The 15,417-nt window shown below is 73.3% G+C and carries 13 protein-coding genes and 1 pseudogene; 9 read left to right on the top strand and 5 right to left on the bottom strand.

The genetic code is table 11. From position 1 onward, the window contains the following. The first annotated feature begins 74 nt into the window (after positions 1-74). From RM779_RS18305 to RM779_RS18290, 4 genes are all read left to right on the top strand, one after another. Positions 75-1,103, top strand: coding sequence for a DUF1996 domain-containing protein (locus RM779_RS18305; protein WP_311618787.1), 1,029 nt, complete (start codon positions 75-77; stop codon positions 1,101-1,103). Between the two features lie 279 nt (positions 1,104-1,382). After that, entirely contained in the window at positions 1,383-1,730 is a 348-nt protein-coding gene (locus RM779_RS18300; RefSeq protein ID WP_311618786.1) for a hypothetical protein, read from the top strand. Position 1,731: 1 nt separating this feature from the next. Beyond that, positions 1,732-1,998, top strand: a complete 267-nt coding sequence (locus RM779_RS18295) for a hypothetical protein (protein ID WP_394813326.1) — start codon at positions 1,732-1,734, stop codon at positions 1,996-1,998. A gap of 583 nt (positions 1,999-2,581) precedes the next feature. Further along, the gene (locus RM779_RS18290) at positions 2,582-3,418 is read left to right on the top strand and encodes a nitroreductase/quinone reductase family protein (RefSeq protein ID WP_311618785.1); all 837 of its coding nucleotides are present in this window, start codon (positions 2,582-2,584) and stop codon (positions 3,416-3,418) included. A 76-nt stretch (positions 3,419-3,494) separates the two neighbouring features. On the opposite strand, the gene RM779_RS18285 is transcribed toward RM779_RS18290, so the two are convergent. Beyond that, the gene (locus tag RM779_RS18285; protein ID WP_311618827.1) at positions 3,495-5,195 is read right to left on the bottom strand and encodes a galactose-binding domain-containing protein; all 1,701 of its coding nucleotides are present in this window, start codon (positions 5,193-5,195) and stop codon (positions 3,495-3,497) included. Between the two features lie 218 nt (positions 5,196-5,413). Then, the gene (locus RM779_RS18280; protein WP_394813333.1) at positions 5,414-6,472 is read right to left on the bottom strand and encodes a LacI family DNA-binding transcriptional regulator; all 1,059 of its coding nucleotides are present in this window, start codon (positions 6,470-6,472) and stop codon (positions 5,414-5,416) included. A gap of 175 nt (positions 6,473-6,647) precedes the next feature. On the opposite strand from RM779_RS18280, the gene RM779_RS18275 reads away from it, so the two are divergent. The 5 genes from RM779_RS18275 to RM779_RS18255 all read left to right on the top strand — a co-directional run bounded on the left by RM779_RS18275 (position 6,648) and on the right by RM779_RS18255 (position 14,034). After that, positions 6,648-7,883 (top strand): ROK family transcriptional regulator, encoded by a 1,236-nt coding sequence (locus tag RM779_RS18275; protein ID WP_311618783.1) that lies wholly within the window; start codon positions 6,648-6,650, stop codon positions 7,881-7,883. A gap of 319 nt (positions 7,884-8,202) precedes the next feature. Continuing rightward, positions 8,203-9,369 carry a CaiB/BaiF CoA transferase family protein gene (locus RM779_RS18270; RefSeq protein WP_311618782.1) on the top strand — a complete coding sequence of 389 codons (1,167 nt, stop codon included), beginning with the start codon at positions 8,203-8,205 and terminating at the stop codon, positions 9,367-9,369. Beyond that, on the top strand, positions 9,366-10,556 hold the full coding sequence (locus RM779_RS18265; RefSeq protein WP_311618781.1) for an acyl-CoA dehydrogenase family protein: 1,191 nt from the start codon (positions 9,366-9,368) through the stop codon (positions 10,554-10,556). The genes RM779_RS18270 and RM779_RS18265 overlap by 4 nt, the downstream gene beginning before the upstream one ends. A 49-nt stretch (positions 10,557-10,605) precedes the next feature. Next, complete coding sequence (locus RM779_RS18260) at positions 10,606-11,820, top strand: acetyl-CoA C-acetyltransferase (protein WP_311618780.1); 1,215 nt, start codon at positions 10,606-10,608, stop codon at positions 11,818-11,820. Between the two features lie 30 nt (positions 11,821-11,850). Beyond that, on the top strand, positions 11,851-14,034 hold the full coding sequence (locus RM779_RS18255) for a 3-hydroxyacyl-CoA dehydrogenase NAD-binding domain-containing protein (RefSeq protein WP_311618779.1): 2,184 nt from the start codon (positions 11,851-11,853) through the stop codon (positions 14,032-14,034). Positions 14,035-14,068: 34 nt separating this feature from the next. On the opposite strand, the gene RM779_RS18250 is transcribed toward RM779_RS18255, so the two are convergent. The 3 genes and pseudogenes from RM779_RS18250 to RM779_RS33755 all read right to left on the bottom strand — a co-directional run. Next, a complete protein-coding gene (locus RM779_RS18250) occupies positions 14,069-14,497 on the bottom strand; it encodes an ATP-binding protein (RefSeq protein ID WP_311618778.1) in 429 nt (142 codons plus the stop codon). Between the two features lie 138 nt (positions 14,498-14,635). Then, positions 14,636-15,049: an acyl-CoA-like ligand-binding transcription factor gene (locus RM779_RS18245; RefSeq protein ID WP_311618777.1), complete on the bottom strand. Its 414-nt coding sequence runs from the start codon at positions 15,047-15,049 to the stop codon at positions 14,636-14,638. 36 nt (positions 15,050-15,085) lie between these two features. After that, positions 15,086-15,187, bottom strand: a pseudogene (locus RM779_RS33755) (helix-turn-helix domain-containing protein); the annotation flags it as partial. Positions 15,188-15,417: the final 230 nt, after the last annotated feature.

Below are 15,417 nucleotides of genomic sequence, written 5' to 3'. Positions count from 1 at the left end.
CTTCTCGCTGGCGCCGCAACACTGCGAACACCGGTGGGAGAGCGCTCTCCCACCGTTCCGACACGGAGGTTCGCATGGTACGCAGATCAGCCCTGCTGTCGGGGTCCCTCGTGACGGCCGCGTTCGCACTCGTGGCCGCCGGTTTCGGTGCGATGGGCGCCGCCGCCGCACCCGCGGACGCCGGCGGGCACGCCCAGCACCACGCCGTGGCGATGGAGCCCCCGCCGGGGGAGTGGGTCCCGGTGGACGAACCCGTCGCGGGCATCCCCCCGCTGGAGAACCCGCCGTTCGCCGAGCACCGCGAGTTCCAGGCCAACTGCTCGGTCAGCCACACCGCGCCCGACGACCCGATCGTCTACCCGGGGCAGCCGGGCGCCTCGCACGACCACACGTTCATGGGGAACGACACCACCGACGCGCACAGCACGGTGGAGTCCCTGGCCGGCGGCGCCACCAGTTGCAAGGTGCCGGCCGACCTGTCCGCCTACTGGATGCCGACCATGTACAACGGCGACGAGGAGGTCCGCCCGATCGGCGACCAGGTCATCTACTACAAGTCCGGCATCAGGGACCAGACCACGGTGCGGCCCTTCCCCACCGGCCTGCGCTACGTGGTCGGCAGCCCCATGCAGTCGGAGGAGGAGTTCATCGAGGCGACCGTTCAGGGCTGGGAGTGCGGCGACTCCTACGACAACTCCGACATCCCGGCTCAGTGCCCCGCGGGGAGCCAGCTCAACGTCCGTTTCCAGGCACCCAGTTGCTGGGACGGGCGGCATCTTGACTCGCCCGATCACCAGGCGCACATGGCCTACCCCGTGGTGGAGAACGGCGCGGACGTGTGCCCGGCCGGCCACCCGGTCGCCGTTCCGATGATCGAGTTCAAGATGGCCTTCCCGGTGGACGGGGACATGTCCGAGGTCCGGCTGGCCAGCGGGGCCGGCTACTCCTTCCACTACGACTTCTTCAACGCCTGGGACGAGGCGACCCTCGCCCGCATGGTCGAGCACTGCATCAACGGCGGGCTCCAGTGCGACGCCCGCGGCTACGACCAGTTCCACCCCGAGGCCGGGGCGGCGCTGAACGAGGACTACGAACTGCCCTAGCGCGAGAGCGTTTTCCCGGAGCCCGGCCGGTCGCCGGACGACGTCGGTGTCGATGCCGGTGCCGGTGCCGGTGCCGGTGTCGACGTTCGCGGGCTGGTGTGCGCGTCGAGGCCGACTGGTCCGACGGCAACGCCGCCCACCACTCACGGCGCACCGCGGAGAATCCGTCGGTCGCCCCTGATCCGGCCGTCGCCCCCTCTCACCCGAACGGGCGGGAGGGGGGCGACGTGCCGCGCCGCCACGGCGTAGCGTGGCGGAAGTGCCGAAGGGAGGGCAGACGTGAACGACACCGCACGCGCGACCTGGGTCACCTACATCCGGGACGAGCGCGTCGAGTTGCCGGCCACGATCGACGGCATCAGAGCCGCGTTGCCCGGTGACGCGGAGCGCGCGGCGTTCGACATGGAGGTGTCCCGTACGCCGGGCCAGGACCTGCACCGCGTCCTCGCACGCTGGTCACTGGCCACCCGCCCGGACGCGGCCGAGGCGAACGACGAGATTGTCGAGCGGCTGCGCGCCGGTGATTTCTCCGGTCTGGTCTTCCCCTACGAGGTCGCCGAGGACACCGACGAGGACACCGACGAGGACCGCGAAGCGGACAAGAAAGAGGAAGAGGGTGCCGGGTAGGTTGGCCTACCGTCTCGCGTACGCCGGGCAGGCCGAGTCCGCTCGGCGGCAGATGGCGGCGCACCGGCGGCGGCAGTTCGACGCCGAGATGGGGCGCACGATCGGCCGCGCGCCGTACGCGCACAGTTCCACGCCCATCAAAGGGGAGCGCGACTACCGCGAGGCGACCGTCGCGGGCGCCATCGTCGTGTACTACGTGAGCGCGGGGGTGCTGACCCTGACCGCGGTCCAGCTCATTGCCGCGGAAATGCATCCGACGCAGGATTGAGCGCGGGGGCGCACCATCTCTCCACCTCACCTCATCTGGTTGGGCCGGGTCGCGCCATCTCGACGCGACCCCCAGCCGCGCCGGTGCGGCAGACGACTCCGGCCCAGCCACCACTGATGAGGTGTGGCACGTACAGGTTTACGGGGCGCCGGGGGCCGCGGGAAGGCCGGGCACCGAGCTGGTGTACCGCCCCGGTTCGCGGGGCAGGAAAGGACGTTGCCGCGATGCGCCGGTCCGGCTAAGGTGAAACGCGTGACTGCCGGGTCGGCCTTTGGCCAGAAGCGAGTAGGGTTCCCGGCCTCCGCGTGACCGCGCGGCGGGCCCGAGGCCCGCCTGTTCGCATCATTCCGCGGATTCCGTGTTCCTTCCGCATTCCACGTTTCTTCTTCTCCTGCCGGGCGCGGGAAGGCGCATGCCGCAACCCTGCCGGTAGTTCTCCCACCTCTTCTTCCCGCACCGGCCGCGCCGGGTCCGCGGCGTGCTTCCATGCCTTTTCCCCGTCGGTGCGGTATCGCTCCGCGGCAGTTCCGTGCTGCCCGCGACCTCTCTGTTCCGCATGCCTGAAAACGAAAGAACGGCACGTATGCCCATAGATTTCAACCGGCAGATCATCGATGAATTCCGCGCCAACGGAGGGCGCGTCGGAGGCCCGTTCGAGGGCGGCAGGCTCATCCTGCTGACCACGACGGGAGCCCGGTCGGGGGGCCGGCACACGACACCGCTCGGCTACCTGCCCGACGGGGGCGAACGGCTGCTGGTGATCGCCTCGGCCAACGGCTCGCCCCGCCACCCGGACTGGTACCACAATCTGCTGGCCGAGCCGCGCGTCACGGTCGAGGACGGCGTCTTCACCTACGAGGCGGAGGCCACCGTGCTGCGGGGCGCGGAACGCGACGAGATCTTCGCCCGCGCCGCCGAGGCCGACCCCGGCTGGGCGGAATACCAGGCCAGGACCACACGGGTGATCCCCGTCGTCGCGCTGAAGGAGGCGGGCGGCGGCCCGCCCGACATGTCCTCGCCCGGCACCGCGCTGAAGCGGCTGCACGATGCGTTCCGCCGGGAACTGTCCGTCGTTCGCATGGAGTTCGCCGCATCTGGTCCCGGGCTCGGCGCCCAGCTGCGGATCAACTGCCTGACGGCCTGCCAGGGTTTGCGCTTTCACCACACCAGCGAGGACGGCGGGCTCTTCCCCTTCCTCGCGGACCGGCGCCCCGACCTGGCGCCGGTCCTGGACCGGCTGGCCGAGGAGCACGAGCGGATCGCCGCGCTGCTGGAACGGCTGCAGCACACCGTCTCGGACACGGAGGCCGAGCCGGGCGCCGCGCTGGCCGACATCGAACGCCTCACGGAGGAACTGGAGCGCCACCTCGACTACGAGGAGGAGCACCTGATACCCGCCCTCGACGCGCTGGCTCCCTGAGGCCCCCGGCCCTCGCCCGCCCCGCGGGCCCCGGGCTTTCCCCGCCCGGGGCCCGCGGGGCGGCGTGCCGTGCCCGTCAGGAGCGGTACACGCCGAACTCGTACAGCGAGTAGCCCCAGCCGGTGCCGCGTTCCGTGCCGAGCACCCGGACGTAGCGGCCCGAGCCGCTGACGGCGGCGGTCTCCGCCCCGCCCGTGCCGCCGGTGACCTCGTGCACCGTCCGCCAGTCCGAGCCGTTGTCCGAGACCTGCACCTGGTAGGAGCGGGCGTACGAGGTCTCCCACACCAACTGCACATGGTCGAACGACGTGACCGAGCCGAGGTCGACCTGGAGCCACTGCGGGTCGCTCCAGTCGCTGGCCCACCGCGTCTGGAGATTCCCGTCGGTGGCGTGCGAGGGCAGGAACGGCGCGCCGTCGCCCTCGGCCTGGTGCGAGGAGGCGGTGGTCGCCGCGCCCAGCGCGATGTTGGTGCCGTCCACCGGCGGTGGCACGACGCCGACGGACGTGGTCTCGATACCGATGTTGCCCTGCCCGTCCCGCGCGGCCAGGTACACCTTCCACGGTCCCGGCCGCGCCGGGGCGGTCACGGAGAAGGAGCCGTCACCGTTCGCGGTGAACTCGGCCGGGGTCAGCGCGCCGTTGTCGTCGAGGTACTTGCTGCTGAGCAGCACCTCGTAGGACAGCTGGTCGCCGTCCGGGTCGGCCACGTCCGCGGAGAGCGTGAACTCCTGCCCCGCGGGCACCGCCGTGCGGTCGCCGCCGACGGTGAGGCCGCTGATGACGGGCGGGGTGTTCGCCGGGCTCCCGCCGCCGTACAGCTCGGCCACCTCGTAGTAGGAGAGCCGTCGTTCGCCGCCGGGCAGCAGGTTGAACCAGACGCCGCCGAAGTCCTCCTCCAGGCCGTAGTGGAAGAGCGTGCCGCCCAGCGCCACGCCCTCGTGGCCCATCAGGCACTCCCAGGCGGCGCGGTAGCCGTCGCGCTTCTCCACATCGGTCGGCTCCTCGGGAACGCCGTTGACGTCGTCCTCGACCTCCCACTCGCCCGCCGGGCCGCCCTCGGTGAGGATGTACGGCCGGTCGTAGCCGCCGGCGGTCCAGGTCTCCTGGATATTGCAGACGTCGCCGTAGGAGTTGACCGCGAGCAGGTCGAGCGCGGGGGAGTGCTCCTGGTAGTACGGCCAGGCGCCGGTCCACGCGTCGGTCGAGGTCACCGGGTGGTTCGGGTCCAGCGCCTTGATCTCCTCGGCCGCGTCGTTGACGAACTGGGCGTAGGCGTCGCGCTGTGCCTCCAGTTCCGCGCCCGAGTAACAGTTCTGGAGGCCGAGCAGCGACTCGTTGCCGACGTTCCACATCAGCACGCCCGGGTGGTCCTTGTAGGCGCCGACCCACTCGTTCATCAGGTAGAGCTGGTAGCCCTTGTAGTCGTGGTCGTTGACGTAGTCGACGCAACCGCCGCTGCCGGGCCCGCCGCCGGGCTGGAGCCAGAAGCCCGCGATGACGCGGATGCCGTTCGCCGCGGCGGCGTCGAGCAGCGGGGCCGTGGTGGCGTCGGTGCCCCAGGTGCGGACGGTGTTGACGCCCATGGAGGCCAGGTCGGGCATGTACTGGTCGGCCTGGTCGACCGCGGGGCCCCAGGTGAGGCCCTGCACCGTGTAGGGCTGCCCGTCCACGGTCAGCTGCCAGTCGCCCTGGCCGCCGGTCACCTCCACCACGCCGGCCTGGGCCGGGGCGGGGCCCGCGGCCCCTGCGCCGGAGGGGTGGGCCAGCGTGAACATGCCGGCCAGCAGGGCCAGTACGGCCGCGACGAGCAGCGGCGGCCTGGCGCGGCGCGCGACCGGATCTCTGACAGGTAGCACAACTTCTCCTCTGCGGGGGGTGGCGGCAGCCGCACGCGTCCACCTGCGGTGCCATTGGAGAGCGCTCTCCCAGGAGAGTGGCCCCGCTCCGTGACGGGTGTCAACGCCCCTGCGCGGAATCCGGAACCCGGGCCCGTTCAGGCCGACCGGCGCACCACGAGGGAAGGATCGAAGATCACCGAGGTCGGGCGGCCCTCCGGGGCCGCGATCCGGTCGAGGAGCAGCCGGGCCATCTCGCCTGCCATGTCCTCCACCGGCTGCCGCACCGTGGTCAGCGCCGGGCGGCTCGCCCGCGCCGCGCTGCTGTCGTCGAACCCGACCACGGCCACCTGCCCCGGCACGTCGCGCCCCTGCTCGCGCAGCACGTGCAGCGCGCCGGCCGCCATCAGGTCGTTCGCGGCGAAGACGCCGTCGAGCGCGGGCTCCTGCGCGAGCAGCCGCGCCATCGCGCGCTCGCCGCTGTCCTGCGTGAAGTTGCCCTCGGCGGTGGGCACATAGGGGTGTCCGTGCCGGGCCATGGCATCCCTGAACCCGGTCAGCCGGTCCTGGCTCGCCGGCACGTCGAGCGGCCCCGCGATGGTCACCACATGGCGGCAGCCGCGGGCGACGAGGTGGTCCGCGGCCAGGCGGGCGCCGTCCTGATGGGCGAGGTCCACGTAGCTGACCGGCATGGGCCGCGGTGGCCTGGCGAACCGCACCACGGGCACCCGCGCCGCGGCCAGCCGCTCGGGCAGCGGGTCCTTCGCGTGCGTGGAGACCACGACCGCGCCGTCGGTGTGGCCCTGCCGCAGATGGGTGACGACCTGCTGCCTGGCGTCCGCGGAGTCGGCGAGCATCAGGACCGGGTGCATGCCGCGGGGGCGCAGGAAGCCCACGACGCCGGAGGCGATCCGGCCGAAGAACGGGTCGGTGAAGACGTCGCCCTCGGCCTCGTCCGGCGCCAGGTCCCGCTCGTCGTCACCTGCGCCGGAGAGGACCAGGGCGATCGAGTCGGCCCTGCGCGTGACCAGGGAACGGGCCGCGCGATTGGGCACGTAGCCGGTTGCCTCGACGGCGCGCCGCACGAGGTCCTGGATCGCCGGGTCGACGTTGCGAATCCCGTTGATCACCCGTGAGACGGTCGCCCGGGAAACGCCCGCGGCCCGCGCCACGTCCTCCAGAGTGGGCGAGCCACTGACCGCCTTGTCGCTCATGATGGCCTTTATAACACAGAGATAGAGCGCTCTCCCACGCTGTCGCGGGCCCCGGCCGGAGCCGGCGCCCCGACCGTCGCGGGGCGGGCCTTCCGCCTGGGTCACGTTGTGATTCCGGGAGCTGGGGAAGCGGCGGCCGGGTCCCCGGTCACCCGGTAGGTTGCTCGCGGAGGTCGACATGGCTGAGGAGAAGCGGCAGACGGTCCGCGACCTGCGCCGGGCCAACCGCGCGGCGCTGCTGCGGCACCTGTACTTTCACGGGCCGCTGAGCCGGCACGAGCTGGGCGGCGCGACCGGCCTCAGCTCCGGCACCGTCAGCAACGTCACCGCCGGGCTGCTGGCCGACGGGCTGCTGCGCGAGGCGGGTTCGGTGGACTCGGACGGCGGCCGGCCGCGGACGCTGCTGCGCGTCCGGGCGGACTGCGGGCGGCTGATCGGCGTGGACGTGGGGGAAACCCGGGTGCGGGTGGAGCTGTTCGACCTGGCCCTGGCCGAACTGGCCCGCGTCGAGTACCCGTTGACCGACGAGGGGCACGATGCCGGCCTCGTCGTCCAGCACATCGGGACGGGCGTGGCCGAGGTGCTCGACGCGGCGGAAGGCAGCCGGGATCTGCTGCTCGGCGTCGGGCTCGGCGTTCCCGGCATCGTCGAGCACGTCGCCGATGGGGGCGCCATCGTGCACGGGCAGACGGTCGGCTGGGACGCGGTCCCGCTGGAGTCGCTGCTGCGCGCGGCCGTCGACCTGCCCGGGGACGTCCCGTTCCTGGTGGGCAACGGTGCACGGACCTTCGGGCAGGCCGAGATGTGGTTCGGGGCCGGGCGCGGCGCGCGCGACGCCGTCATAGCCCTCATCGGTTCCGGCGTGGGGGCCTGCATCGTGACCGGTGGCGTGCCGTACGGCGGCGCCGACAGCGCGGCGGGGGAGTGGGGCCACACCACGCTGAGCGTCGGGGGCCGCCGCTGCCGGTGCGGCGCCCGCGGCTGCCTGGAGGCGTACGTCGGGGCGAGTGCGCTGCTCGAACGGTGGGCCGAGGCGGGGGGCGAGGTGCCGGGGCGCGACCAGGAGGCGGGACTCGCCGCCCTGCTCGCCGCGGCGGAGGGCGCGGACTCGCGTGCCGCCGGGCTGCTCGACGAGACGGCCGAGTACCTCGGCGCGGGCATCGCCGACCTGGTGAACCTCTTCAACCCCGAGCGGATCGTGCTGGGCGGCTGGGCGGGGCTGCTGCTCGGCCCGCGCCTGCTGCCCGCCGTGCGCGAGGCCGCCGGGGCGTACGCCCTGCGGCACCCGGCCGGCCGCGCGGCCATCGGTCTCGGCCGCCTCGGCCCCGACGCGGTGACCGTCGGGGCGGCCACGCTGCCGCTGGCGGACTTCCTGGCCCGCGGCGGCCGGAAGCGGTCGGCGGGCGGGGGCTGAGGAGCACAAGGACGCGGCCGGAGGGCCGGGCCGGGCAGGGTCGGACGGTCGTCGCGGAAGACGAACAGGAATCAGGCGGTTCAACGCGGTCGTGGAGACGAACGAGTCGGCGGTGCGGCTGTGCCGGCGGCTCGGGTTCGAGGTGCTCGGCGCCGTGCCGGAGGGCTTCCGGCGCCCGGCGAAGGGCTACGTCGGCCTGCACGTCATGTGCCGCGCGCTCCGACGGGGCGCGCTCGCCGCCCGCGGGCTTGTAAAAAATGAAACGTGTTCTTATTCTCGCCCCTGTCACCGCTCGTACCGCGATACGTCAGGGGGGCCGATGACAGCAGCGACGGCGGGAAGTGGAACGGCAGGCGGCGGGCCGCTGGCCGGCGTGCGGGTGGTCGAGCTGGGCGGCATCGGGCCAGGTCCCTTCGCCGCCATGCTCCTGGGCGACCTCGGCGCCGACGTGGTGCGGGTGGACCGGCCGGGCGGCGCGGGCTCAGGGCTCGACGCGGAAGCGGACATCGTCAACCGCAACAAGCGCTCCGTACTGATCGACCTCAAGTCCCCGGACGCCGCCGGACTGGTCCTCGGCCTGGCCGCCCGGGCGGATGTGCTGATCGAGGGTTTCCGGCCCGGCGTCGCCGAGCGCCTCGGTGTCGGGCCCGAGCCGTGTCTCGCGCGCAACCCGCGGCTGGTCTACGGGCGGATGACGGGCTGGGGCCAGGACGGGCCGCTGGCCCCGCGGGCCGGACACGACATCGGCTACCTGGCCCTCACCGGCGCCCTGGCCATGACGGGCCCGGCCGAAGGACCGCCCGTCGCCCCCGCCAATCTGCTGGGCGACTACGCGGGCGGCTCCCTCTACCTCGTCACCGGTGTCCTCGCCGCCCTGCACGCGGCCCGTTCCTCCGGCCGCGGCCAGGTCGTCGACGCCGCGATCGTCGACGGCGTCGCCCACCTGAGCACGCTGATCCACGGCCTCCTCGCCGCCGGGGCCTGGCAGGACAGGCGCGCGGCCAACCTGCTCGACGGCGGCTGCCCCTACTACGGCGTCTACGCCACGGCCGACGGCGGCCATATGGCCGTCGGCGCGCTCGAACCGCGCTTCTACGCGGAGTTCACGCGGCTCCTCGGCCTGGACGAGGCCGAACGGGACACCGCGGACCGCGAGGACCCGGCCCGGTGGCCGGCACTGCGCGCCCGCATCGCCGCGCGCTTCGCCACCCGCACCCGGGCGGAGTGGGCGCAGGTGTTCGACGGGTCCGACGCGTGCGTCGAGCCGGTGCTCACCCTCGGCGAGGCACCGGACCACCCGCACCTCGCCGCGCGCGGCACGTTCACCGAGCACGGCGGCATCCGCCAGCCCGCCCCGGCGCCCCGCTTCTCCGCGACCCCCGCGGCGATCCGCCGCCCTCCCGCGCTGCCCGGCGCGGACGCCGAGGCGGTCGCCAGGGACTGGGACCTGCCGGAGCTGAAGACGCAGGGGGGCGAGGACCGGTGAAGCGGCAGATCTTCACGCCCGAGCACGAGGCGTTCCGCGCCATGGTGCGCACGTTCCTCGCCAAGGAGGCCGAGCCGCACCACGAGGAGTGGGAGCAAAGGGGCATCGTCTCCCGGGAGGCGTGGCTCGCCGCCGGGCGGCAGGGGCTGCTCGGCCTCGCGGTCGACGAGGAGTACGGCGGCGGCGGAACGCCCGACTTCCGGTTCGCGGCCGTGCTCGGCGAGGAGTTCACCCGCGCCGGGGCCCGCGGTTTCGCCGTCGCCCTGCACAACGACGTCATCGGCCCCTACTTCACCGCGCTCGCCACCCCGGAGCAGAAGCGGCGCTGGCTGCCCGGCTTCTGCTCGGGCGAGCTGATCGGCGCCATCGCGATGACCGAGCCGGGGGCGGGCTCCGACCTCCAGGGCATCCGCACCTCGGCCGTGGACCGCGGCGACCACTGGCTGCTCAACGGCACCAAGACGTTCATCTCCAACGGCATCCTGGCCGACCTGGTGATCGTCGTGGCGCGCACCACGCCCGAGGGCGGGGCCAAGGGCCTCAGCCTGCTGGTGGTGGAGCGCGGCATGCCCGGTTTCGAACGCGGCAGGAACCTGGACAAGATCGGCCAGAAGGCGCAGGACACCGCGGAGTTGTTCTTCGCGGACGTGCGCGTGCCCAAGGAGAACGTGCTCGGGCGGCTCCACGGCGGCTTCGGCCACCTGATGGACCAGCTGCCGCAGGAGCGCCTGACCATCGCCGTCGGCGCCATCGCGGGCGCGGAGCACCTGCTGGAGATCACCACGCGCCACGTCAAGGAACGCGAGGCGTTCGGCCGCCCGCTGGCCGCGCTCCAGCACGTCCGCTTCGAGATCGCCGAGATGGCGACCGAATGCGCCGTCACCCGGACGTTCGTCGACCGGTGCATCGAGGAGCACACCGCGGGAACGCTCGACGCGGTGCAGGCGTCGATGGCCAAGTGGTGGGCCACCGAGCTGCAGAAGCGCGTGGCCGACCGCTGCCTGCAACTGCACGGCGGATACGGGTACATGACGGAATATCCGGTCGCCCGCGCGTTCACCGACGGGCGTATCCAGACCATCTACGGCGGCACGACCGAGATCATGAAGGAGATCATCGGCCGGTCGCTCCTCACCGACCGGCCGGACCGGACCGGGCGCCCCGACGGAGCCGGACGTTCCGCCTGAGCCCCGCGGACCGGCGGCGGGACGACACGCGAACCAGGAGAAGACGACCGTGACCGCAGAAGCCTACGTGTACGACGCGATCCGCACCCCCCGCGGGCGGGGCAAGGCCGACGGCGCGCTGCACGGCACCAAGCCCATCGACCTCGCCGTGGGCCTCATCCACGCGCTGCGCGAGCGGCTGCCCGGCCTCGACCCGGCCGCGATCGACGACGTCGTGCTCGGCGTCGTCTCCCCGCACGGCGACCAGGGCTCCGATATCGCCAAGATCGCCGCCATCGCCGCGGGACTGCCCGAGACGGTCGCGGGCCTCCAGGAGAACCGCTTCTGCGGCTCGGGGCTCGAAGCCGTCAACATCGCCGCCGCCAAGGTGCGTTCCGGCTGGGACGACCTGATCCTGGCCGGCGGCGTCGAGTCCATGTCCCGCGTGCCCCTCGGCTCCGACGGCGGCGCCTGGGCCATGGACCCGATGACCAACATGGCGGTCGGCTTCGTGCCCCAGGGCGTGGGCGCCGACCTGATCGCGACCCTCGAAGGGCTCGGCCGCCGCGACGTCGACGAGTACGCCGCCCGCTCCCAGGAACGCGCCGCCCACGCCTGGAAGGAGGGCCGCTTCGCCCGCTCGGTGGTGCCCGTCACCGACCGCAACGGGCTGACGGTCCTCGACCGCGACGAGCACATCAGGCCCGGCACCACCGCCGACTCCCTCGCCCGGCTGAAGCCCGCGTTCGCCGCCCTGGGCGAACAGGGCGGCTTCGACGCCGTGGCGCTCCAGAAGTACCACTGGGTCGAACGGATCGACCACGTGCACCACGCGGGCAACTCCTCGGGCATCGTCGACGGCGCCGCCCTCGTCGCCGTCGGCAGCGCCGCCGTGGGCGAGCGGTACGGGCTCACCCCGCGGGCCCGCATCCGCGCCGCCGCGGTCGTCGGCTCCGAGCCGACCATCATGCTCACCGGCCCCGCGCCCGCCACCCGCAAGGCCCTGGCCAGGGCCGGGCTGACCATCGACGACATCGACCTCGTCGAGATCAACGAGGCGTTCGCCGCCGTCGTCCTGCGCTTCGTGCGGGAGATGGGCCTCGACCTGGAGAAGGTCAACGTCAACGGCGGGGCCATCGCCATGGGCCACCCCCTCGGCGCGACCGGCGCGATGATCCTCGGCACCCTCCTCGACGAACTCGAACGCCGCGACCTGCGCTACGGCCTGGCCACCCTGTGCATCGGCGGCGGCATGGGCATCGCCACCGTGATCGAGCGCGTCTGACCCTCCCGCCTCCTGGAGAACAACCACACCATGCCTGAGTCCACCCACACGCACGGCACGATCCGCTGGGACCGGGACGCCGACGGCGTCGTCACCCTCACCCTCGACGACCCCGGCCGTGGCGCCAACACGATGAACGCGGCGTTCATCGCCTCGCTGACCGAAGTCGCCGACCGGCTCGCCGCCGAGGCCGACACGGTCCGCGGCGTCGTCATCACCTCGGCCAAGAAGACCTTCTTCGCCGGCGGCGACCTCAACGACCTGCTCGCCGCCCGCCCGGAGGACGCCCGGCGCGTCTTCGACACCAGCATGCGCGTCAAGCACGCGCTGCGCCGCATCGAGACGCTCGGCCGCCCCGTCGTCGCCGCGGTCAACGGCCAAGCGCTCGGCGGCGGCTGGGAGATCGCCCTGGCCTGCCACCACCGGATCGTCCTGGACGCCCCCGGCTGCCGCGTCGGCCTGCCCGAGGTGACGCTCGGCCTGCTGCCGGGCGGCGGGGGCGTCGTCCGCACCGTCCGGCTGCTCGGCCTCGCCGACGCGCTCCAGCACGTGCTGCTCGAAGGCCGCCGCATCCGCCCCCGGCGGGCCCGCGAACTCGGCCTCGTGGACGAGGTCGTCGACACCCCCGAGGCCCTGGCCGAACGGGCCCGCGCCTTCATCCTCGCGCACCCGGAGGCCGCGCAGCCCTGGGACCGCCCCGGCTACCGCATCCCCGGCGGCACCCCGGCCGACCCGCGGCTCGCCGCGGTGCTCCCCGCGTTCCCCGCCACGCTCGCCAAGCGCACCGGCGGCGCCCCCTACCCCGCGCCGCGCAACATCCTGGCCGCGGCCGTCGAGGGCGCGCAGGTCGACTTCGAGACCGCGCAGACCATCGAGGCCCGCTACTTCACGGAACTGGTCACCGGCCGGATCGCGAAGAACATGATCCAGGCGTTCTTCTTCGACATGCGCGCGGTCAACTCGGGCGCCGGCCGCGCCCGCGCCGACGAGGTGCCACCTGCCGCCCGCGTCGCCGTCGTCGGCGCCGGGCTCATGGGCGCGGGCATCGCCCATGTCATGGCCGCAGCCGGTCTCGACGTCGTGCTGAAGGACGTGACGGCCCAGGCCGCCGCGCGCGGCAAGGAGCACTCCGCGGGCCTGCTCGCCAAGGCGCTGGAGGCCGGCCGCGTGACCGAGGAGGCGCGCGACGCGCACCTGGCGCGGATCACCCCCACCGCGGAGACCGGCGACCTCGCCGGGTGCGACGTGGTGATCGAGGCGGTCTTCGAGGACCAGGCGCTGAAGCAGAAGGTGTTCGAGGAGATCAGGCACGTGGTCGCCCCCGGCGCGCTGCTGTGCACCAACACCTCCACGCTGCCGGTTTCCCGGCTGGCCGATTCCACCGGCAGGCCCCAGGACTTCGCCGGGCTGCACTTCTTCTGGCCCGCCGACCGCATGCCGCTGGTCGAGATCGTCCGCGGGGAGCGGACCGGCCAGGAGGCCCTGGACCGCGCCGTCGCCCTCGTGCGCAGGATCGGCAAGTCGCCCATCGTCGTCAACGACGCCAGGGGGTTCTTCACCTCACACGTCATCGGCCGCTTCCTCGAAGAGAGCCTGGCCATGATCGAGGAGGGCGTCGACCCGGTCTCGCTCGAACGGGCCGCGGCCCGGGCCGGCTACCCCACGCCGCCGCTCGCCCTGCTCGACCGGATGACCCTCGGCCTGCCCCGCCGCATCTGGAACGAGGCGAAGGCGGCGGCCGAGGCGGCCGGCGCGCCGTGGCGGCCCGCCCCGGGCTCGGCCGTGATCGACCGGATGATCGACGAGTTCGACCGGCCGGGGCGCAGCGCCGGGGCCGGCTTCTACGATTACGAGAACGACCGCCGCACCGGCCTGTGGCCCGGGCTGCGGACGCACTTCGCGCGGGCCGACGCGGCGGTGCCGTTCGACGACATGGGGGAACGGCTGCTGTTCGCCGAATCCCTCGCCGCCGTCCGGCTGCTCCAGGACGGAGTGCTCACGTCCGTCGCCGATGCCAACGTCGGCTCCATCCTCGGCATCGGCTTCCCCGGCTGGACCGGCGGCGTGCTCCAGTACGTCAACGGCTACCCGGGCGGCCCGGCCGGCTTCGCCGCCAGGGCCGACGCGCTGCGCGAGCGCTACGGCGACCGCTTCGAGCCGCCCGCGCTGCTGCGGGAACGGGCCGCGGCCGACCGGCCGTTCCGCGACGCCTGACGGGCACCGGCCGGCGCGCCGGGCGGCCGCCTCGTCAGACCAGGGGCCGCCCGGCGCCCGCGTGCACCCGCACCCACACCTGCTTGCCCTCCTCGGTGAGCGCGTAGCCGAGCCCGTCGGCCATCTCGCGCAGCAGCCAGAGACCGCGGCCCTCCTCGGCGGTCCAGTCCGGCAGGGTGATCTTCGGCAGGGCCGAGGAGCGGTCGTGGACCGTGACCTGCACGGTGCCGCCGAGCAGCGCGAGTTCGAGCGTGCACCGCGGGTCCTCGACGTGCCTGGCCACGTTGGACAGCAACTCCGTCACGCCGTGCAGCACCAGCTCCGCCACCTCCTGCGGCTGTCCCCACTCGCGCATGGCGAGCGACGCCAGGCGCCGGAAGTGCGCGAGATCCTCCCGACGGGCGGTCAGCAGCCAGCTGCGGCAGCGGTGGTCCGTGTCGGCGTCCTGGCCGGTGAGCGTCATGGGTCCCTCCGGATCTCCACGGGGTGTCATGAGGTGAGTGCACTGTGTCACTTGTCGCACCCTGCCCTTAACTCCCGGCAGTTCGCAAGGAATTCAGCTGCACGTGTGCTGTTCATATCACCCGGGAGGGTGGTGTGGTCAGTCCTCGGGTGACCTGGACCGCCCCCAGGTGACGGCCTGGGGCAGCACCCGCAGATGGCTCTCGACCGTGGCCGACAGCGAAGCGATGGACGTGTCGCCGCCCTTCCCCCAGGACAGCGACGCCTCGGTGATCGCCGCGGTGAAGGCCGCCGCCAGGAGCACGGGCCGCAGATCGCCCGGCTGCGCCCGCTCCCTGCGCGCCACCACGTCCGCCAGCGTCCGCTGCTCCTCGGCCCCGAAGCGCAGACAGGTCGCGTGGGCCTCGGGCTCGGTGCCGACCACGCGCAGCGTCAGCCGGTACAGCCCCGGCATCCGCCCGGAGACCAGACGCAGCGCGGCGAGCCCGCCCTCGCACAGCGCCCGGAGCGGCTCCTCCTCGGCGGGGCGCCGCGCCACCTCGGCGAGCAGCACCTGCCGCGCCTTGCGCAGCGGGTGCAGGACCAGCTCCTCCTTCCCGGCGAAGTACCGGAAGAAGGTGCGTTCCGAAACCGCGGCGCGCTCCGCTATGTCGCCGACGGTCGTCCCGCTGTACCCCCGGTCGAGGAACAGTTCAAGGCCGAACGGAGCAGGTCCTCGTGCGTGCGCTGCTTCCTGCGCTCGCGCGGCCCCGGCCGCGTCGTGTCGGGTCCCATGCAGGCATCGTACGGCGAGCGATTCGAACTCACCGCCGGATTGGTGGCGTTGATCCCCCGCTCCCCGTCCCGGCCGCCGGCTCCCCGGGGACCGGGCGGCGACGGCTCGCGGCGCCTGGCGTGCCTCTGCGGGCCGTTGTCAGTGCC

Source organism: Streptomyces johnsoniae, assembly GCF_031845565.1.
Classification (GTDB): Bacteria; Actinomycetota; Actinomycetes; order Streptomycetales; family Streptomycetaceae; genus Streptomyces; species Streptomyces johnsoniae.
This window is presented reverse-complemented; position numbering and strand designations above follow the sequence as displayed.

Coding starts and splice junctions, on each gene's coding strand:
- RM779_RS18305 (WP_311618787.1), top strand. CDS start 75: ATGGTACGCAGATCAGCCCTGCTGTCGGGGTCCCTCGTGACGGCCGCG.
- RM779_RS18290 (WP_311618785.1), top strand. CDS start 2,582: ATGCCCATAGATTTCAACCGGCAGATCATCGATGAATTCCGCGCCAAC.
- RM779_RS18285 (WP_311618827.1), bottom strand. CDS start 5,195: ATGTTCACGCTGGCCCACCCCTCCGGCGCAGGGGCCGCGGGCCCCGCC.
- RM779_RS18275 (WP_311618783.1), top strand. CDS start 6,648: ATGGCTGAGGAGAAGCGGCAGACGGTCCGCGACCTGCGCCGGGCCAAC.
- RM779_RS18270 (WP_311618782.1), top strand. CDS start 8,203: ATGACAGCAGCGACGGCGGGAAGTGGAACGGCAGGCGGCGGGCCGCTG.
- RM779_RS18255 (WP_311618779.1), top strand. CDS start 11,851: ATGCCTGAGTCCACCCACACGCACGGCACGATCCGCTGGGACCGGGAC.
- RM779_RS18250 (WP_311618778.1), bottom strand. CDS start 14,497: ATGACGCTCACCGGCCAGGACGCCGACACGGACCACCGCTGCCGCAGC.